Source organism: Acinetobacter sp. DMC2 (assembly GCF_056314305.1).
Genome location: NZ_JBQUYP010000005.1, coordinates 1 through 17585 on the forward strand (window position 1 = coordinate 1; position 17585 = coordinate 17585).

The window sequence follows — 17585 nt, forward strand, 5'->3', positions numbered from 1 at the left end:
TGGTGCGCTCAGAGAGATTCGAACTCCCGACCCCTTAGTTCGTAGCCAAGTGCTCTATCCAGCTGAGCTATGAGCGCATTAAGTAAATGGCGGTGAGAGAGGGATTCGAACCCTCGATACCAGTAATAGGTATGCTTCCTTAGCAGGGAAGTGATTTCAGCCACTCATCCACCTCACCGGAACGAGCCGCCATAATACAAACTAAAACCACATTGTTCAAGTCATCATACTGAAATTTTCTTGTTTTTTAGTTCAATGAATTATTTTTTAAGCAATTTCCTCATTATTTTCGTCTTTTTCGATCAAACGCTTGTTAAGATAGATATTATTTCTTCATCAAAATACTGTAGTGCATAACACATTATTGCAAACCTGAACGTGCAGTTCGGGTCTGCATAGCTTATGCTAAACTTATCTGCCAAGCGTGAAACAAAACGACATGACAAAAAACTGGGCTGACCCTGAAGCGAAAGCTGAAGCTGAACGTTATGACAATCCTATTCCAAGCCGTACTCTGATTTTAGATACGTTGGAACAGTTGCAAACACCACAATCTCATGCAGAGCTTGTCGATCATTTTAATATTCATGACCAAAAAAGTATCGAAGCATTAAGTCATCGTTTAAGTGCTATGGTTCGTGATGGTCAAATCATGAAAGACGGTTTTAAATTTCAGTTGGTGGCAGATCAACCAACATATGAAGCAACTGTTTATATTAATAGTAAAGGTTTAGGTACAGCACATATTGATGGTCAAACTGATCTTTTACTTCCTGAACGTGAATTACGTTTAGTATTTAATGGTGACCGAGTTAGAGTGCGCCAGACTTCAGTAGACCGTAAAGGTAAACCTTGGGGTTTTATCACAGAAGTTTTACAGCATCGTGTTAAACAATTAATTGGTAAATTGTCAGTTCATGAGGGTGAATATTTTATTCAACCCAACAATCCCAATCAGCATCAGCCTATTCCTTTAGAAAAAGAACTCGTAAAACATGCTGGGGCGAATGTTGGCGATATGCTACGTGTTGCAATTGATAGCTATCCGACCCGTGAAGAGTTTTCAACAGCACATATTATTCAGTCTATGGCCGATAAAGCTGATACAGAAATTATCATTCCACAAACCATTCTTGAGTTTGGTTTGCCATATGAATTTCCAGATCAGGTATTAAAAGAAGCGGAAAGTTTTAAAGAGCCATCTGCTCAAGACCGTGAAGGCCGTATTGATTTAAGAGATTTGGCATTAGTTACAATTGATGGTGAAGATGCCCGAGATTTTGACGATGCCGTTTATGCAGAAAAACGTCCGGGTGGCGGTTACCGTGTTGTAGTCGCAATTGCCGATGTCAGCCATTATGTACGCTTAGACTCAGCCCTCAACGAAGAAGCTGAGGAACGAGGCACTTCGGTATATTTCCCACACTTTGTATTACCAATGCTACCAGAGGCTTTGTCAAACGGCTTGTGTTCTCTGAATCCTCACGTAGACCGCTTATGTATGGTCTGTGACCTTAAGCTCTCTCGTTCAGGCCGTGTAACTGGTTACGATTTTTATCCGTCGGTTATGCACTCAAAAGCACGTTTGACCTATACACAGGTAGCGCAATACTTTGAAGGCGCAACAGATGCGATTCCAAAAGATCGTGATGTTCATAAATCTTTAAATACACTTTTCCAGCTTTATCAAATTTTGAAAAACTTGCGTGCTGACCGCCATGCAATGGAATTTGAAACCATTGAAACGTACATGACTTTTGATGAGTTGGGTGGAATTAAAGAAATTTTGCCACGTACACGTAATGAAGCACATAAGCTCATTGAAGAATGTATGTTGCTTGCTAACGTTGCTGCAGCTGAATATGCATTAGAGCATGATGTTCCGATGTTATATCGTGTGCATGAAGCTCCAGAGTTTTCACGTATTCAGAAAGTAAAAGACTTTGTGAAATTACTTGGTCTACCCTTCCCGGACCAGCCAACTCAAGCAGACTACCAAAGAGTAATTGAAGCAACCAAAGACCGCATAGATGCCCCAAGCATTCATGCCGTTTTATTACGCTCAATGATGCAAGCTTATTATGGTGCAAAAAATGCGGGGCACTATGGTTTGGCTTATGAAGCCTATACCCATTTCACTTCGCCAATCCGTCGTTACCCAGATTTATTATTGCACCGTGCTATTAAAGCACACTTGAAACAAAAGCCTTACCCACTCTCTGGTGCAGCGCTTGATGATGCTGGTGAACATTTTTCTCAAACTGAACGCCGTGCAGATGAAGCTTCTCGTAGCGTAACAACTTGGTTGAAGTGTCACTACATGCAACAGCATTTGGGTGATGAGTTTATTGGTATCGTAAGTGCAGTAACCGAATTTGGTTTATTCATTACGCTTAAAGATCTATATGTCGATGGCATGATTCATATTAGCCAACTCGGCGATGACTTCTTTATTTATGACCAAGCGAGCCAAAATCTGGTAGGTCAAAATCGTGGTCAAATCTTTGGTTTAGGCGATGAAGTTAAAATTCAGGTTGCTGGCGTAAATCTTGAAGAACGTAAAATTGACTTCCAGCTTCTTCAACAAGTCACGCATGCAGGAAGAGTCGTTCGTAGCCGAGCTCCACGCACAACTAAAACATCTTCACAGGCAACTGAAGAAGTTTTCAGTAAACCAAGTAGTGATGGCGAAAGACCTGTTCATAAAAAGAAAGAAAAAGCCAAGGCGAGTTCTTATACTAAAAAGTCTGGTAAAAAACCTTCTGTAAAAGCCGAAAGTAAACCAGAAAAAGTAAAGAAAAAGTCTAAGCCTAAAAAGAAAAAGGCCAATGCAAAATCAAAGGCTGAATAATTAAACACTAGATGTTGTCAGCCTAGAAATAAGTCCCGATTTGGGACTTATTTCTTTTTAGAAAGCTTATTTTGCACATTAAACTTGATTTCTGGCTTGAGAGGACCTACATCTAATAACATGTTTAAAAAATAATGTGGCTAACAGCAATGACTTTACAGCAAGCGACCTTACCAACCCCGCGTTTTGATGAAATTAAATTAGAAAATTTAAAACAAGACATCCAACAAGCGATTCAAGCAGGCCAAGAATTTTTAAATACACTTACCGCTGTACCTACTGATACCGCTCAACAACTTGCCGTACTTGAACAAGTCGATACACTTGAAAACAACCTTAGTGAATCATGGGGTGTTTTATCACATTTAAATGCGGTGATGAACAATGCTGAAACCAGAGAAGTCTATCAATCGTTATTACCAGCCTTGAGTGAATATTACACTCAACTTGGCCAACACACGGCGCTCTATCAAACTTATCAGCATATCCATGATGGTCATGGTTATACCTCTCTTAGTCCCGCCCAACAAAGTGCTATTCGCCTCGCTTTACGTGATTTTAAACTTTCTGGCGTAGCTTTAGAGGGTGAAGAGAAAAAACGCTATGCAGATATTTCTGCTCGCCTTTCACAGCTTTCTTCTGATTTTTCTAACCATGTACTTGATGCAACACAAGCGTACTTTAAACCGCTTACAGAAACTGAGCTAAAAGGTCTTCCAGAAAGTAATGTTGAGTTATTAAAACAATACGGTAAACAACGTGAACTCGATCAAGCTGTAGCAACTCTAGATTTCCCAGCTTATTTTGCAATCATGACGTATGCAGATGACCGCGCATTGCGTGAAGAGCTTTACAGAGCTTATGTCACTCGTGCATCTGATCAGTCTGAACAAACTGAGTTTGATAACAGCAAAATTATGGAGGAAATTTTAAGTCTTCGTCAAGAAATGGCGCAGCTACTTGGTTTCAATAACTACGCTGAATATTCTCTTGCAAGTAAAATGGCACCAGATGTAAAAACGGTACATGACTTTTTAGTTGATCTCGCTGAGCATGCTCGTGCCCCTGCTCTTCAAGAAGTTGCTGAACTTAAAGAGATTGCCAAACAAGATGGTGTTGACGAACTTAGACCTTGGGATAGTACTTACTATTCTGAAAAGCTCAAACAGCAACAATTCAACTTATCGCAAGAAGCATTAAAACCGTACTTCCCTGCACCTAAAGTCATTCAGGGTTTATTCCAGATCGTGCAGCGCTTATATGGTATTAGCATCATCGAAAGACAAGCACCAGTCTGGCATCCAGATGCACGTTATTTTGAATTAGAAGACCAAGGCCAAGTGATTGGTGGCTTCTTCTTTGACATCTATGCACGTACGGGTAAACGTGGCGGTGCGTGGATGAATGGTTTCCGCTCACGCATGCAAACTGTTCATGGTTTACAAAAACCAATTTGCTACATGGTGTGTAACTTCACGCCTCCAGTAGGTGATCAGCCAGCCTTACTGACTCATGATGAAGTCATTACCCTGTTCCACGAATTTGGACATGGTTTACATCACATGCTAACCGAAGTAGATAATATTTCAGTTGCAGGAACTCATGGTGTTGCTTGGGATGCAGTAGAGCTACCAAGCCAGTTCATGGAATTCTGGTCATGGGATAAAGAAAGCCTAGATGTATTAAGTGAACACATCGATAGTAAACAAACTTTGCCACAAGAATTACTCGATGCTTTATTAAATGCACGATTCTTCCAGTCTGGTATGCAAACTTTACGTCAGCTTGAATTTGCATTGTTTGATTTGACTATTCACACTAAAACACCTGCTTTGAATAGTGAGCAAATTCAGCAGACCTTAGATGACATTCGTAAGCAGTATGCAGTTGTTCCTGCTGTAGATTACAACCGCTTCCAGCATAGCTTCAGTCATATTTTTGCTGGTGGTTATGCGGCAGGTTATTATTCTTACAAATGGGCAGAAGTTTTAGCAAGTGATGCATTTGACCGTTTTGAACACGAAGGTATTTTCAACACTCAAACTGGCAAAGAATTCCGTCAGGCAATCTTAGCAGTGGGTGGTAAAGATACTGCACTTGAAGCATTTGTGAGTTTCCGTGGCCGTGAACCTAAAATTGATGCACTGTTACGTCATCAAGGTTGGACGAATGACAGTAAAACCGCTTAAACTATGGGCCTAAATTGATCGTGTGGTTAGGGTGATAAAGATGAAAAAACGTTTCATTGCTGGGGCTAAATGTCCAAAATGTGAAGCAACAGATCGGATTGTCATGCTAACCACCGCTGAAGACGAATGGATTGAATGTATCGAATGCGGTTATAGTGAAAATCGTCCGACTCATATTGATGAGCCTGAAGCGCCCGCTGTACCTGATGAAGTTGGAGTAATACAGTTCAAGCCTCGTCGTCCTGACTAAAGGTCTTAGAGATGCCACTACAAAGAAAACAAAACTCAAAACTATTGTGGATTTTAATTGGGGGCTTAAGCATTCTTGTAGTGCTTTTTTTAGCTGCACAATGGTTTTTCAAAAAAACCGAGTCATCCGCACCAATGGTTGATCCTCAACCTGTTTCGACGCCCGCTCCTGCTAAAACCGCTGATCCATCATCAAGTTCAGAACCTGTAGCAGAAGCTGCAAGTTCACAACAGCTTGTGAATGAAGATGTACTCAAACAGCCTGTACCGGCTCAAGAGTCTTTAGCAAAAGAAGAAGTGTCTAAACTCGATGATATCCATCGCCAGCTAAAAGATCAGGAAGCAACTTTAAAAGCTCAGCATGCTGATGCTGATCAATTAACAAAACTCAAAGAAGAACAAGTTAAGTTGCTTGAAGCTCAGCTCAAACAGCAATAGTTTTTCATTGGGAAATAAAAAAAAGCTAAAGATAGATAACTTTAGCTTTTTTTTATTTTAATTCATAACTCCAGCCATTCTTTTTTCCTAAATTTATTGAATCCTCTTAATACAAAAAAGCCCTCCATTTAGGAAGGCTTTTTTGTATAACCGATACTTTAATTTAAGTTAATGGTACCAACCGAATAACTTAAATACATATGGCACATAAGTAACCAATACTAGTGATGAGAACAAGACAATAATTGGTAGCAACCAGCGCTCATAACGGAAGTAGAAACTTGTATATTTCTCTTTCGCTTCAGCATCAGCAGCGTTCACTTCATCATCTCCGACGGACAACCGCGTGAGTAGATGGTTCAAGGCAACTGGTGGAGTTACATAACCAAATTCGAATGCAACCAACACAATCATCCAGAAGTGAATTGGATGAATACCATTTTCGTATGCTACAGGCGCAATGGTTGCAGCAACTAAAATTACAGCACCAAATGGATCTGTACACATACCAATAATAGCAAGTAACAGTGCAATACATGCCAGTGATATATAGATACTGCCTAAATGAGTCGGCAATAATTCAACCACTTCAGAACGTTCAATTAAACCACCAACACTTGCAGACAATGCCATCAGGATAATTAGTGCGCCAATATGGCCTACAGTTTCTGAAGTTGCAAAGCGAAGCGCTCCACCAAAACCAAGACGGAACTGAGAACTATGCGGATCATGTGCTCGAAGGAATGGTGATTTCTGTTCGTGTTCACGAACAATCGCCTCATGAATATTGATCGCAGGATCTTCTTTTGGCGCTACCAATTTGTCATACAAAATCATTGCGATCAGGACTAATGGCAAAATTACTGGAGCAGTAAATTCATTCATTCCTGTGTCTAACGCATATTTATAAATAGCAAGAACAACAGCAGTGATCAGAATGTATGGAATTACAGGTACAAAGGCGCGCATCATGCCTGGAATCGCAACTTTTGGCGAATTTACACGGAACTTCTCTTCAGCCAAGAGTAATGAAACACCTAAGAAAATAAATGCTGTTAACCAAAATACATAAACACCATGGCCAAACAACTCATCAGACGTTACATGACGGCTGTCCAGCATCGCAATTAAAACAACCAATAGACATGGGCGTACTACTACCCCTAAAGAACCTGACATTGCAGATACAGCCAATGCATATTGACGGCGAGCACCCGCATTCCAGACTTCTTTATAAATAATTGCACCTGCTGCAATAACGAAAATACCTGACGCGCCTGTATAAGCCGTCGGTACCGCAGCTGCAATTAGAATCAACCATGTTAAAGTTTCTGGTGCCAAATTCCATGGGCGAAGCACATTAAGGAACAAGTCCATAACGCGTGTTTGAGTTAAAAGCATACCTGCCCAAATAAACAAGGCAAGGTTTAAGAAAATACCTGAGAATTCAACCAATAAACCAAGGTAAATCCCTTGCCCCATTGGATAATCCATAAAGAATGTGAATACTATGCCCGTAATCAAAGCCATGTAAGCATATAAAGGCACACTTAGTAGAGCTAAGCCAATATTACCGCCTTCACGTTTTGGTGGAGGTGAAACAAATAATTGATAAAGACTAATCAAAGTCAGAACAACAAATAAAATCATCCATATCCAGTAAATAGTTACTGTTTCATAGGTAGGTGTCACCCCAGAATTGATAACTGAACGATACTGGCTAATTACAGAGAAACTGAGTAGAGCATTAGCAACCACCATAAAGATGGAATAGACTTTATAATCTATTTTTGTTGCCGGATTACGTAAGCCGATATGGTGAAATTTTAACGATGCGGTAATCGCAGAAATTAGAACCATAAAAATCAGTAAAATTGCTCGATTTTCTGTACCAAATTTAAAAATACCAAAGAAGCCTGTCTCGATGGCGCGATAAGTACGTACTCCTGGGTTAGCTTCGATATATTTAATTGTCTTGTCATACGCCTGATATTTCTCATCACATTGTTGCTGCGCTGCGAGAAGCGATGCACGGACATCACTTTCTGAAGCTGCACCAAAGAAACTCGAAAAATCATCAGATGCATTCGCTTTCATTTGTTCTTTGACTTGAGCATCGATATTTGGATGTCGATCACAAGTCGGTTTTTCAGGTTCAGCACGCAAAAATGAATATTGCATGCCTATCGCAGGATCACCATAAAGACGTTCCCCGATACGTAATAATTGCCCGTGGATCATCTCCCCGGTACCAATGATTAGTGTCATTAATAGTAGAATGAGGATGACGAATGTTGAGATCCATTCGTTCCAGATATAACCCAACAGACCTAATCCAGATCTTTTTTCTTGATGTTCTTGCATAAATATTCCAATTTTGTTCTCCCAAAAACCTGAAAAACAGGAGTTTGAGTCATGCAATTTTCTTGGTCAGGGGTTAATTCCTTCCCCCTTCTACCAATCCCTTTATTCAACGATCAAATTTGCATCAAACTTTATTAATAAAGAATGACTAAAATCACTTTTTTAACAGTTTGTATTGTCAATATTTCTTTTTTAATCTTTGAGCAAGCCAATAGCAGCCCCCAAAGATTGATCCACCAATTGCTCCATATAAGTGAGCTTCAGTTAAAACTGGGCTCCCTATTAACTGGGCAGTTCCTGTTTGCCCAAAAGTATTTTCCCATATCAGTTTTGCAATAATTAATCCTAAGACCAGAAAAGCAAAATTCCGTTCTTTACGATATTGCAAATAAACTAAGGCAACTGCTGTATAGAGCCCATGTAAAACACCTGACAAACCAGCATATGCCTCGATATAAGGTAAATAAAAATAGAAGACCAAGCTAATGAAAGGTGGCAACAGTAAAAGTAGACTTAAAAGATGCCACGCTTTGGTGTGCGGAAAAATAAACGGTAAACAGGCGAATGCCATCATGTTTAAAAGAAAATGAATCCATCCAACGTGTACCCAATGTGCAGTCCATAAACGCCAGAATTCACCAAGTAAACTTTCCCGCCAATAAATAAAAGTATCAGGAAATACTTGTAGACATGCAGATATGGAAATGCACACTGCGACCAAAAGCACTTTATTATTCAGTACATGATCTTTCATGGCACACTCCTTGAAATTAAACTTCTTACAATTATTGTAGAACTTAACAATAGACTCGCAAGAAGTTAGTCTTTCAAATATGTTTACTGTGCTGCTGGTGGAGCAGATGAATCCGCAGGAGCTTCAGATGCGGCTCCGCCATCAAATAACTCATCTAGCTCTGCTGCACCTTCGTTCTTATCATCCCAGAAATGTGACATGCCATCATCTCCAGTACGCACACCAGTATGCTCAGTCCAGTAGCGGTCAGAAATACCGCGTACAATCAGACCTGCCATACTATCGATTAACTTAAAGTTCGGATTAACAGGCTTATCATCAGCTTGAGAAGCGGCATATGATCTTAATGCATCACGGATTTTTGCATCATCACCACTTGCTTGAGCAGCTACTGCATATAAAGCATGAGATAAGCGAACACCTTTTTGCTCGCCAATCTGCATTGACTGTTTTAGAGTTTGGTATGGATCAGGTTTCCCTTCATCTGCCCCAGGTAATAAAGTCCAGATAACAGCACGCGTTGCGTTAGGCGCTCCCCAGAATTTTTCATTATCTAGACAAACCATGCCACGCTCTACAATAGCGGCGATATCCTTTGGAACATTGACTGCGCCACCAGAGTTAATATCATTGGTCACAGCCTGAAGGCCACTAATCATTCCAAGTAAATAAACTGTTTGATCAGTATCACTACGCATTGTTGGACAAGAATCACCTAAATGGTATTTATATTTAGATTCCCAACGATCAGCAAACAACTTATAGCCTGTATATTGACGCTCAGCAGCAATTGCTGCCCAACGCTTTTGTGCAATACGTGCATCTTGAGCTTCAGTTACTTGCCCTGCTTTTGATGCACGCAAATAACGTAATTCCTGTTCTAATGCTTGATTCTCAGCACATACACCTGAAGCCGCATACATTAATACCGCAACACGCGTTGGATCTGCACCCATACCTTTAGTAGACATGATTGCTGGTGTTAAAGCACTACCAGTATTACAAACCATTTCAGCATCTTGCATTGCCAGAATAGGCGGAACGACGTGCTTTTCCGTAAAACCTAAAGCAACATTTGCTCCGGTTTTCACGACGTATGAACAACCTGATAAAACTGAAGCTGCAAGAAAACTCATCGCCAAACCTTGGCTTATTTTTTGGACTTTAGACATCTTCCTGTCCTCTATGTAATTTGTTTTTTCCTTTTCAGATGTACATTAGCAGATGCATATCTTGAATAAAAGAGTAATTACTCTAATTGTAGCGCTTATACTTTGACACACTTCACAGCAGATAAAATTGACAGTTTTTCTGGGAAACAGAAATTTTAGGCAAAAAAAAGTAGCATTGCGACGGTTCAGCACATGCTACTTATTAACTGAGATAAGCTTTTAACGGCTTATATTATTTTTGTTCTATATAATCCTTAAGTAAAGTTCCTGCTCTTCCTACTACCACAGCCATAACTACTGCAATTAACAGAAACATCCACATTGAAATCTCCATGAGAGACCTCCTTACTACAATCGCACCCAGTTATAAACTGGACACTTGATGAAATTAATCGACTAACCAATTTAATAATTGACTGATCGACGACCTTGCATCCTCTGTCTCTTAACTTTGTTAAAATTAACTCTGTTAAGATGTTCCCTGAGTAAAGTTCCTGCTCTTCCTATCACCACTGCCAGAATGATGGCAATGACCAAGAACGACCATGTTGGCATCTCCATTTTGAGACCTCCGACACACTTTACGTTGGTGTTTGTACTTTAACCGATCAAATAGATACCCATAGGTGAAATTGTCAGACAATTGTATTTCCTTAGCTTTTTTCTATATTTTAATTAGACAATCCTGATCTCAAGCAAAAAAATAAAGATTAAATTATTGTTTTTTATAATTTTTAAATAAATATACAAATGTAAAATTGTCTAACAATTAATGAAGTTTCTGTAGGACTTTTAACCTTTTCCAATACTGTAAAGGAAGTTGATCAAACCAGATTATGGCTACTTTCGTAGGTTTTCCATCAAAATAAACAACCATAAATAGCTGATAATCAATTATTTTATTAATTTCTACACGGTGAATCACTTTTTTAGGAAGATAAACAATTGACCAAGATTTTTGATCTAAATATGCAATTTGAGAAATTCGTGATTGTTTTAAAAACAATAGGAAACTAATAGATAAAAGGATCAGACTAAATAGCCACCACATAGGTGGTAACAATTGATAAAATAGGATTGCTAAACACAAGCCAATAAAAAGCTGAAATATTATCGAGAAACGACTATATTTCAGCTCAAAATTCAATTCTTTTATCAAAACAGTTTAGCCATGTACGTACTGTTTTAATTTATAAATAAATTCACGTAACTCTGTGCGTGGAGGTTCAGAAACTTCCATGAACCAATCTAGTAAATCTGGATCTTCTTGTTCCACTAATTCTGCAAATAAAGCCTTCTCTGCCGGATCCGCAGTTAGATAATAGTTTTTTACATAAGGGTCAAAATAGACGTCAATTTCTTTCAAGCCGCGGCGTGCTCGATAAACTACTTTACGTTCTTCCAAGGTCATTTCGTCAGACATTTATTTCCCCATCTGCGTTGATAGTGCGCTTAGTTTACCTGATCACATTCCAAAGATCGCTAAAAATATTAAATTGACCAAATTTATCATCTTGTCCTCATAATTGAGCATTCATCACATTGTTCGCCATGAAATGCTTCCGTATGTTTAAGGAAATAACATCACACCTGAACCAAGGAAGAAATACAAATGCAATCTGGTGCCATCCGCCCTATTCCAAATATGTTACCGAGAAAACTATTTAACGAAGAGCATGAAGCTTTCCGCGAGACAGTACGTAAATTCTATGAAAAGGAAGTTGTTCCCAATATTGAAAAATATGAAAAACAGCAACATGTTGATCGAGATCTTTGGAATAAGGCTGGAGAATTAGGTCTTCTTTGCACCACAATGCCAGAGCAATATGGTGGGTCTGGAGTAGACCGCTTGTACAGTATGATCTTAATTGAAGAGCAAGCTTATGCTATGGATTCTAGTACGGGTTTTTCTTTACATTCAGATATTGTTGCGAATTACGTAAATAACTTTGGTAATGAAGAACAAAAACAAAAGTGGTTACCAAAAATGGCAACTGGAGAAGTAGTCACAGCTATTGCCATGACTGAGCCTGGTACTGGTTCTGATTTACAAGCAGTGAGAACCACAGCTGTAGTTGATGGTGATGATTATGTCATTAATGGTTCTAAAATTTTCATTACTAATGGCTACTTATGTGACATGGTCGTAGTCGTTTGTAAAACGGGTAATAACGACAAAGGTTCAGCGAACTTATCACTCATTATAGTTGAGGCAGACAGAGCTGGTTTTAGCAAAGGTAAGCCTCTTAATAAAATTGGAATGAAAGGCCAAGATACGTGCGAATTATTTTTTGATAACGTTCGTGTTCCTAAAGAAAATCTCTTAGGTATGGAAGGCATGGGCTTTATCATGCTCATGAAAGAATTGGCTTGGGAACGAATGCTAGTCGCTATTATTTGTCAGGCAGGCGCTGAAGCCGCATTTGCACATACTGTCCAATATACAAAAGACCGTAAAGCATTTGGCAAACCTGTTAGTGCATTTCAAAATACGCGTTTTAAACTTGCTGAACTGAGAACAGAAATAGATTTCTGCCGTACCTATCTAGATCGTTGTATGGAATTACAACTTGAAGAAAAATTGAGTGTGGAAGCTGCTGCAGCAGCTAAATATAAAATTTCAGATATGTTCTCAAAAGTTGTAGATGAATGTCTTCAATTACATGGTGGTTATGGTTACATGCTTGAATATCCAATTGCCCGTGCCTACATAGATCATCGAGCAAATCGAATTTATGCAGGTACCAATGAAATTATGAAAGAATTAATCTCTAGAACGCTTTAATAAATTCAATATAAAAGGGGCATTACGCCCCTTTTATTTATCTAATATCTATTAAGATACTAGTTTTGGCTTACGCTCATTCGTTTCTGAACGTTTATGAAAATGTAGAACACCATCTTCAAATTTTGAATTTTTTAGTGACTTTCTATCTTCTAAATAGTTATTAGTAACTTGCCATGGAGCATGCTTACCTTGTTTTGGAAGCTCATGTGCTGCACGACTGATATAACCTGAAGACAATTTACCCATTACAGTATCTTCTTGCATTTCAGTTTTATCACCAGACGGAACCACTTCATCATAACTATTTTTGTCCATATAGTTTAACAAGCGACAAATATATTCTGCAGCGATATCAACCTTAAGCGTCCATGATGCATTTACATAACCAATAATCATGGCCATATTTGGTACATCACTCAACATAACACCGTTGTAAAGCATATGTTCAGATGAATTAAGAGCTTTGCCATCGATAGTAGCCTGAACCCCACCCATAATTTGAACTTGTAAACCAGTTGCAGAAATTACAATATCCGCATCAAGATGCTTACCTGATTTAAGTAAAATACCTTTTTCAGTAAATTTCTCAACTTGATCTGTTTCTACACTCGCTTTACCTTCACGCAAAATCTTAAATAAGTCACCATCAGGTACAACACATAGACGTTGATCCCAAGGATTGTATGAAGGTGTAAAATGCTTCATATCAACTTTACCCTTTAACTGCACTTCAATTGCTTTTAAGAGTAAACGACGTACAGTCTTTGGATGCTTCTGAGACAATGCATAAATAGCGCGTTGCATACCAATATTACGTGCACGGGTAAATTTATACGCCGCTTCTTCAGACATAAATTTACGCGTTTTTTCATAAATGAAGTCGATAGAAGGCACACTAGCAATATACGTTGGTGAACGCTGCAACATCGTTACATGACCAGCCCCACCTTTCGCCATTGCCGGTACTAAAGTAATCGCTGTTGCGCCACTACCAATAATAACGACCTTTTTACCTGTGTAATCTAAATTTTCAGGCCAATGCTGCGGATGAATGAGTTGCCCTTTAAATGCTTCTTGATTTGGGAAAGAAGGCGCATATCCTTGATCATAGTTATAGTAACCAGTACACCCAACAACAAAATTAGCAATCCAAGTCTGTTGTTTTTTCTTGCCATCTTCAATTACAACCTGCCATTTCTTTGATTCAGAATCATAATTAGCAGAAAGTACACGATGACCAAAGTGAATTTTTTCTTTTAATTTATATTCATCAATAACTTCACCTAGATATCCTTTAATAGAAGCACCATCAGCTAATACATTCGCTTTACACCACGGCTTAAAATTAAAACCAAATGTGGACATATCTGAGTCTGAGCGAATACCAGGATAACGGAAAAGATCCCATGTTCCACCAAAAGATTCACGACGCTCTAAAATTTCAAATTGGCGTTGTGGAGAATTTTTTGATAAATGGGCAGCAACTCCAATTCCTGAGATACCTGCGCCAATGATTAAAATATCAACTTGCTTTTCCATTTTATTTTTATACCCATTGTTGAGAATATAAGTTTATTAAAGCACAATTTTGACAATACACAATGTCAAGTTTGACCGTTTATCCGTTTTTTTATGTCACTTGAGGACATTTTTATAATTTTATTAATTAATAAAAATAAAAAAGACCGGTATAAAACCGGTCTTTTTTGAATAAAATCAATTATTCAGCTGAAGTATTCACTTCACGATCTACTAGCTCAACGTAAGCCATCGGTGCTGCATCACCAGCACGGAAGCCCGCTTTAAGAACACGTAGATAACCGCCGTTACGTTCTTTGTAACGAGGGCCGAGTACGGTAAATAATTTACCTACAGTTGCAGCATTACGAGTACGAGCAAATGCTAAACGACGATTTGCTACAGTATCGTTTTTTGCTAGAGTGATTAAAGGCTCAGCAACACGACGTAATTCTTTAGCTTTAGGAACAGTTGTTTTGATCAACTCGTGTTCAAATAAAGAATTAGCCAAGTTTTGGAACATCGCTTTACGATGGCTGCTTGTACGGCCTAATTTCACACCACTATTACGATGACGCATGGTGATAGTCCTACTTAATTAACGGCTACGATAGGCAAAACGGTCGTCCATACGAAGACTAGCTGGTGGCCAGTTTTCAAGACGCATACCGAGTTGTAAGCCTTTCGATGCCAAAACATCTTTGATCTCTGTTAACGATTTTTTACCAAGGTTAGGAGTTTTTAACAACTCAACTTCAGTACGTTGAACAAGATCACCAATGTAGTAAATATTTTCTGCTTTCAAACAGTTAGCAGAACGAACAGTAAGCTCTAGATCATCTACTGGGCGAAGCAAGATTGGGTCAACTTCTTCACGAGGCTCTTGAGCAACTGGAGTTTGGTCTTTCTGAAGATCAACAAAAATTGCAATTTGTTGTTGCAAGATTGTTGCCGCTTTGCGGATTGCTTCTTCAGGATCAACCGTTCCATTTGTCTCGAGGTCGATTACCAGTTTATCTAAATCGGTACGTTGTTCTACACGCGCATTTTCAACGGTGTAAGAAACACGCTTAATCGGGCTATAAGAAGCATCTAATTGCAAACGACCAACAGGACGTGTTTCACCTTCAGGGAAACGAGAATCAGAAGTTTCATAACCACGACCTTGAGCAACCTTCAAGCGCATTTTTAATGAGCCTGAAGCACTCAAAGTACCGATCAAATGTTCTGGGTTAACCACTTCAACATTATGAGGTAAACGAAGGTCAGCAGCAGTAATTTCGCCAGGACCTTGTTTCTCTAATGTTAAATATGCTTCATTTTGATCGAACAGCTTAATAGACAATCCTTTTAGGTTCAGCAAGAGCTCGACGATGTCCTGCTGCAAGCCTTCTAAAGTACTGTACTCGTGCTCGACACCTTCTATCTCCACTTCAACCACAGCAGCGCCAGGTAAAGAAGACAATAGAATGCGACGTAAAGCATTACCTAGAGTATGGCCAAAACCACGCTCTAAAGGTTCTAGAATCACTTTTGCCGAGGTCCCGCTAACCGCTTCGACCTTGATCGCTTGCGGAGTTAGAAACTCGTTTGCAGTACGCGTCATTATTGCTACCTCAAGGATTATTTAGAATACAATTCTACAATCAAGCTTTCATTGATTTCAGCAGGTAAATCAGCACGATCTGGTGCAGCTTTAAACGTACCTTCAAGCTTAGAATGATCAACATCCATCCAAGCTGGAATACCACGTTGTGCAGCTAACTCAATCGCGTTTTTAATACGCAATTGTTGTTTAGCACCTTCGTGAACCGCAATTACATCACCAGCTTTAACTTGAATAGATGCGATGTTTACACGACGACCATTCAAAGTAATGCTACGGTGACTTACTAACTGACGAGCTTCTGCACGTGTAGAACCAAAACCCATGCGATAAACAACGTTATCAAGACGGCTTTCAAGCAATTTCAACAAGTTCTCACCTGTTGCGCCTTTAACACGAGCTGCTTCTTTATAGTAGTTACTAAATTGACGTTCTAACACACCGTAAATACGACGGACTTTTTGTTTTTCACGTAATTGTAGTGAATACTCAGATTGCTTACCACCGCGTGCCTGACCATGTTGACCAGGTGCTTTGTTAGCTTTTTTAGTTTTGACGTCAAAAGGTTTAACGCCAGATTTAAGTTGCAGGTCTGTCCCTTCGCGGCGAGAGAGTTTGCATTTTGGACCAATATAACGAGCCATGAATGTTTCTCCTTACACGCGACGTTTTTTAGGTGGACGGCAACCGTTGTGAGGAATTGGCGTCACATCGGTAATGCTGTTAATTTTATAACCCACTGCGCCTAATGCACGAACCGCAGACTCACGACCTGGACCAGGACCTTTTACAAGGACATCCAGATTTTTCAAACCGTAATCCAAAGCTGCTTTACCAGCAACTTCAGCAGCTACCTGAGCAGCAAACGGAGTTGATTTACGTGAACCACGGAAGCCTTGTCCACCAGAGGTGGCCCAAGCCAATGCATTACCTTGACGATCAGTAATCGTAACAATGGTGTTATTAAAAGACGCGTGAATGTGTGCAACACCTTCAGAGACGGTACGAGTGACCTTCTTGCGTGTGCGAGTATCTTTAGCCATCTTTTAGCTTCCAGAAATCTTACTTTTTAATCGGTTTGCGCGGACCTTTACGGGTACGTGCGTTAGTTTTGGTGCGTTGACCACGGACAGGCAAGCTGCGACGATGGCGAAGGCCGCGATAGCAACCCAAATCCATTAAACGTTTAATGTTCATGGAAATTTCGCGACGTAAGTCACCTTCGGTAGGAACCTTAGCAACTTCTGCACGAATCGCATCAAGCTGAGCATCGTCCAACTCACGGATCTTAGTAGTTTCAGTAATACCAACTGTAGCTAAGATATTCTTAGCAGTATGGCGACCGACACCAAAGATGTAAGTGAGGGAGATAACAGCATGCTTGTTATCCGGAATGTTTACACCGGCAATACGAGCCATTCACTTTCTCCAAAAAGGCAGTAGAGATAATCAACCGCCCCACAAAATCTTGAGGGGCGGATATTAACCCAATTCGCCTACTGAAATCAACAGGTCTTGATTAGATTAACCTTGACGCTGCTTATGACGAGGTTCTGCGCTACAAATTACGCGAATAACCCCATTACGACGGATAACTTTACAGCTACCACAAATTTTCTTTACAGAAGCTTGTACTTTCATGATGAAACCTCTAAG

At 39.6% G+C, this 17585-nt stretch carries 17 protein-coding genes and 2 tRNA genes; 5 read left to right on the forward strand and 14 right to left on the reverse strand.

Annotation, left to right across the window (positions count from 1 at the left end):
- Together ACT53H_RS11260 and ACT53H_RS11265 are read right to left on the reverse strand one after the other, a co-directional pair.
- Positions 1-77, reverse strand: a tRNA-Arg gene (locus tag ACT53H_RS11260).
- Between the two features lie 10 nt (positions 78-87).
- A tRNA-Ser gene (locus ACT53H_RS11265) sits at positions 88-178 on the reverse strand.
- A gap of 261 nt (positions 179-439) precedes the next feature.
- On the opposite strand from ACT53H_RS11265, the gene rnr reads away from it, so the two are divergent.
- From rnr to ACT53H_RS11285, 4 genes are all read left to right on the forward strand, one after another.
- Positions 440-2851, forward strand: coding sequence for a ribonuclease R (rnr, locus tag ACT53H_RS11270; RefSeq protein ID WP_476009253.1), 2412 nt, complete (start codon positions 440-442; stop codon positions 2849-2851).
- Positions 2852-2985: 134 nt separating this feature from the next.
- Positions 2986-5040, forward strand: coding sequence for a M3 family metallopeptidase (locus ACT53H_RS11275; RefSeq protein ID WP_440203262.1), 2055 nt, complete (start codon positions 2986-2988; stop codon positions 5038-5040).
- A gap of 40 nt (positions 5041-5080) precedes the next feature.
- Complete coding sequence (locus ACT53H_RS11280) at positions 5081-5290, forward strand: YheV family putative zinc ribbon protein (protein ID WP_004639498.1); 210 nt, start codon at positions 5081-5083, stop codon at positions 5288-5290.
- Positions 5291-5301: 11 nt separating this feature from the next.
- Positions 5302-5727 (forward strand): hypothetical protein, encoded by a 426-nt coding sequence (locus tag ACT53H_RS11285; RefSeq protein WP_174740226.1) that lies wholly within the window; start codon positions 5302-5304, stop codon positions 5725-5727.
- Between the two features lie 168 nt (positions 5728-5895).
- Here ACT53H_RS11285 and ACT53H_RS11290 read toward each other — a convergent pair whose 3' ends face one another.
- From ACT53H_RS11290 to ACT53H_RS11310, 5 genes are all read right to left on the reverse strand, one after another.
- Positions 5896-8091 (reverse strand): TRAP transporter large permease subunit, encoded by a 2196-nt coding sequence (locus ACT53H_RS11290; RefSeq protein ID WP_174730992.1) that lies wholly within the window; start codon positions 8089-8091, stop codon positions 5896-5898.
- 178 nt (positions 8092-8269) lie between these two features.
- Positions 8270-8845, reverse strand: coding sequence for a rhombosortase (gene rrtA / locus ACT53H_RS11295; protein WP_476009254.1), 576 nt, complete (start codon positions 8843-8845; stop codon positions 8270-8272).
- Positions 8846-8928: 83 nt separating this feature from the next.
- Positions 8929-10017 carry a hypothetical protein gene (locus ACT53H_RS11300; protein WP_004789599.1) on the reverse strand — a complete coding sequence of 363 codons (1089 nt, stop codon included), beginning with the start codon at positions 10015-10017 and terminating at the stop codon, positions 8929-8931.
- Positions 10018-10786: 769 nt separating this feature from the next.
- Positions 10787-11176, reverse strand: coding sequence for a hypothetical protein (locus ACT53H_RS11305; RefSeq protein WP_476009255.1), 390 nt, complete (start codon positions 11174-11176; stop codon positions 10787-10789).
- A gap of 6 nt (positions 11177-11182) precedes the next feature.
- The gene (locus tag ACT53H_RS11310) at positions 11183-11440 is read right to left on the reverse strand and encodes an FAD assembly factor SdhE (RefSeq protein ID WP_107882033.1); all 258 of its coding nucleotides are present in this window, start codon (positions 11438-11440) and stop codon (positions 11183-11185) included.
- A gap of 189 nt (positions 11441-11629) precedes the next feature.
- Between ACT53H_RS11310 and ACT53H_RS11315 the strand changes: the two genes are divergently transcribed.
- Positions 11630-12802: an acyl-CoA dehydrogenase family protein gene (locus ACT53H_RS11315; protein ID WP_151823161.1), complete on the forward strand. Its 1173-nt coding sequence runs from the start codon at positions 11630-11632 to the stop codon at positions 12800-12802.
- 51 nt (positions 12803-12853) lie between these two features.
- On the opposite strand, the gene ACT53H_RS11320 is transcribed toward ACT53H_RS11315, so the two are convergent.
- The 7 genes from ACT53H_RS11320 to rpmJ form a co-directional block, all read right to left on the reverse strand.
- Positions 12854-14344, reverse strand: a complete 1491-nt coding sequence (locus tag ACT53H_RS11320; RefSeq protein WP_476009256.1) for a flavin-containing monooxygenase — start codon at positions 14342-14344, stop codon at positions 12854-12856.
- A 181-nt stretch (positions 14345-14525) separates the two neighbouring features.
- Complete coding sequence (gene rplQ, locus ACT53H_RS11325) at positions 14526-14903, reverse strand: 50S ribosomal protein L17 (RefSeq protein WP_002049717.1); 378 nt, start codon at positions 14901-14903, stop codon at positions 14526-14528.
- Positions 14904-14921: 18 nt separating this feature from the next.
- Complete coding sequence (locus ACT53H_RS11330) at positions 14922-15929, reverse strand: DNA-directed RNA polymerase subunit alpha (protein WP_003653641.1); 1008 nt, start codon at positions 15927-15929, stop codon at positions 14922-14924.
- A gap of 17 nt (positions 15930-15946) precedes the next feature.
- Entirely contained in the window at positions 15947-16573 is a 627-nt protein-coding gene (gene rpsD, locus ACT53H_RS11335; protein ID WP_003653643.1) for a 30S ribosomal protein S4, read from the reverse strand.
- A 12-nt stretch (positions 16574-16585) separates the two neighbouring features.
- Positions 16586-16972: a 30S ribosomal protein S11 gene (gene rpsK, locus ACT53H_RS11340; RefSeq protein ID WP_001040166.1), complete on the reverse strand. Its 387-nt coding sequence runs from the start codon at positions 16970-16972 to the stop codon at positions 16586-16588.
- A 19-nt stretch (positions 16973-16991) separates the two neighbouring features.
- The gene (gene rpsM / locus ACT53H_RS11345) at positions 16992-17348 is read right to left on the reverse strand and encodes a 30S ribosomal protein S13 (protein ID WP_004789609.1); all 357 of its coding nucleotides are present in this window, start codon (positions 17346-17348) and stop codon (positions 16992-16994) included.
- A gap of 105 nt (positions 17349-17453) precedes the next feature.
- Complete coding sequence (rpmJ, locus tag ACT53H_RS11350; RefSeq protein WP_000867907.1) at positions 17454-17570, reverse strand: 50S ribosomal protein L36; 117 nt, start codon at positions 17568-17570, stop codon at positions 17454-17456.
- Positions 17571-17585: the final 15 nt, after the last annotated feature.

Coding starts and splice junctions, on each gene's coding strand:
- rnr (WP_476009253.1), top strand. CDS start 440: ATGACAAAAAACTGGGCTGACCCTGAAGCGAAAGCTGAAGCTGAACGT.
- ACT53H_RS11275 (WP_440203262.1), top strand. CDS start 2,986: ATGTGGCTAACAGCAATGACTTTACAGCAAGCGACCTTACCAACCCCG.
- ACT53H_RS11280 (WP_004639498.1), top strand. CDS start 5,081: ATGAAAAAACGTTTCATTGCTGGGGCTAAATGTCCAAAATGTGAAGCA.
- ACT53H_RS11285 (WP_174740226.1), top strand. CDS start 5,302: ATGCCACTACAAAGAAAACAAAACTCAAAACTATTGTGGATTTTAATT.
- ACT53H_RS11290 (WP_174730992.1), bottom strand. CDS start 8,091: ATGCAAGAACATCAAGAAAAAAGATCTGGATTAGGTCTGTTGGGTTAT.
- rrtA (WP_476009254.1), bottom strand. CDS start 8,845: ATGAAAGATCATGTACTGAATAATAAAGTGCTTTTGGTCGCAGTGTGC.
- ACT53H_RS11300 (WP_004789599.1), bottom strand. CDS start 10,017: ATGTCTAAAGTCCAAAAAATAAGCCAAGGTTTGGCGATGAGTTTTCTT.
- ACT53H_RS11310 (WP_107882033.1), bottom strand. CDS start 11,440: ATGTCTGACGAAATGACCTTGGAAGAACGTAAAGTAGTTTATCGAGCA.
- ACT53H_RS11315 (WP_151823161.1), top strand. CDS start 11,630: ATGCAATCTGGTGCCATCCGCCCTATTCCAAATATGTTACCGAGAAAA.
- ACT53H_RS11320 (WP_476009256.1), bottom strand. CDS start 14,344: ATGGAAAAGCAAGTTGATATTTTAATCATTGGCGCAGGTATCTCAGGA.
- rplQ (WP_002049717.1), bottom strand. CDS start 14,903: ATGCGTCATCGTAATAGTGGTGTGAAATTAGGCCGTACAAGCAGCCAT.
- ACT53H_RS11330 (WP_003653641.1), bottom strand. CDS start 15,929: ATGACGCGTACTGCAAACGAGTTTCTAACTCCGCAAGCGATCAAGGTC.
- rpsD (WP_003653643.1), bottom strand. CDS start 16,573: ATGGCTCGTTATATTGGTCCAAAATGCAAACTCTCTCGCCGCGAAGGG.
- rpsK (WP_001040166.1), bottom strand. CDS start 16,972: ATGGCTAAAGATACTCGCACACGCAAGAAGGTCACTCGTACCGTCTCT.
- rpsM (WP_004789609.1), bottom strand. CDS start 17,348: ATGGCTCGTATTGCCGGTGTAAACATTCCGGATAACAAGCATGCTGTT.
- rpmJ (WP_000867907.1), bottom strand. CDS start 17,570: ATGAAAGTACAAGCTTCTGTAAAGAAAATTTGTGGTAGCTGTAAAGTT.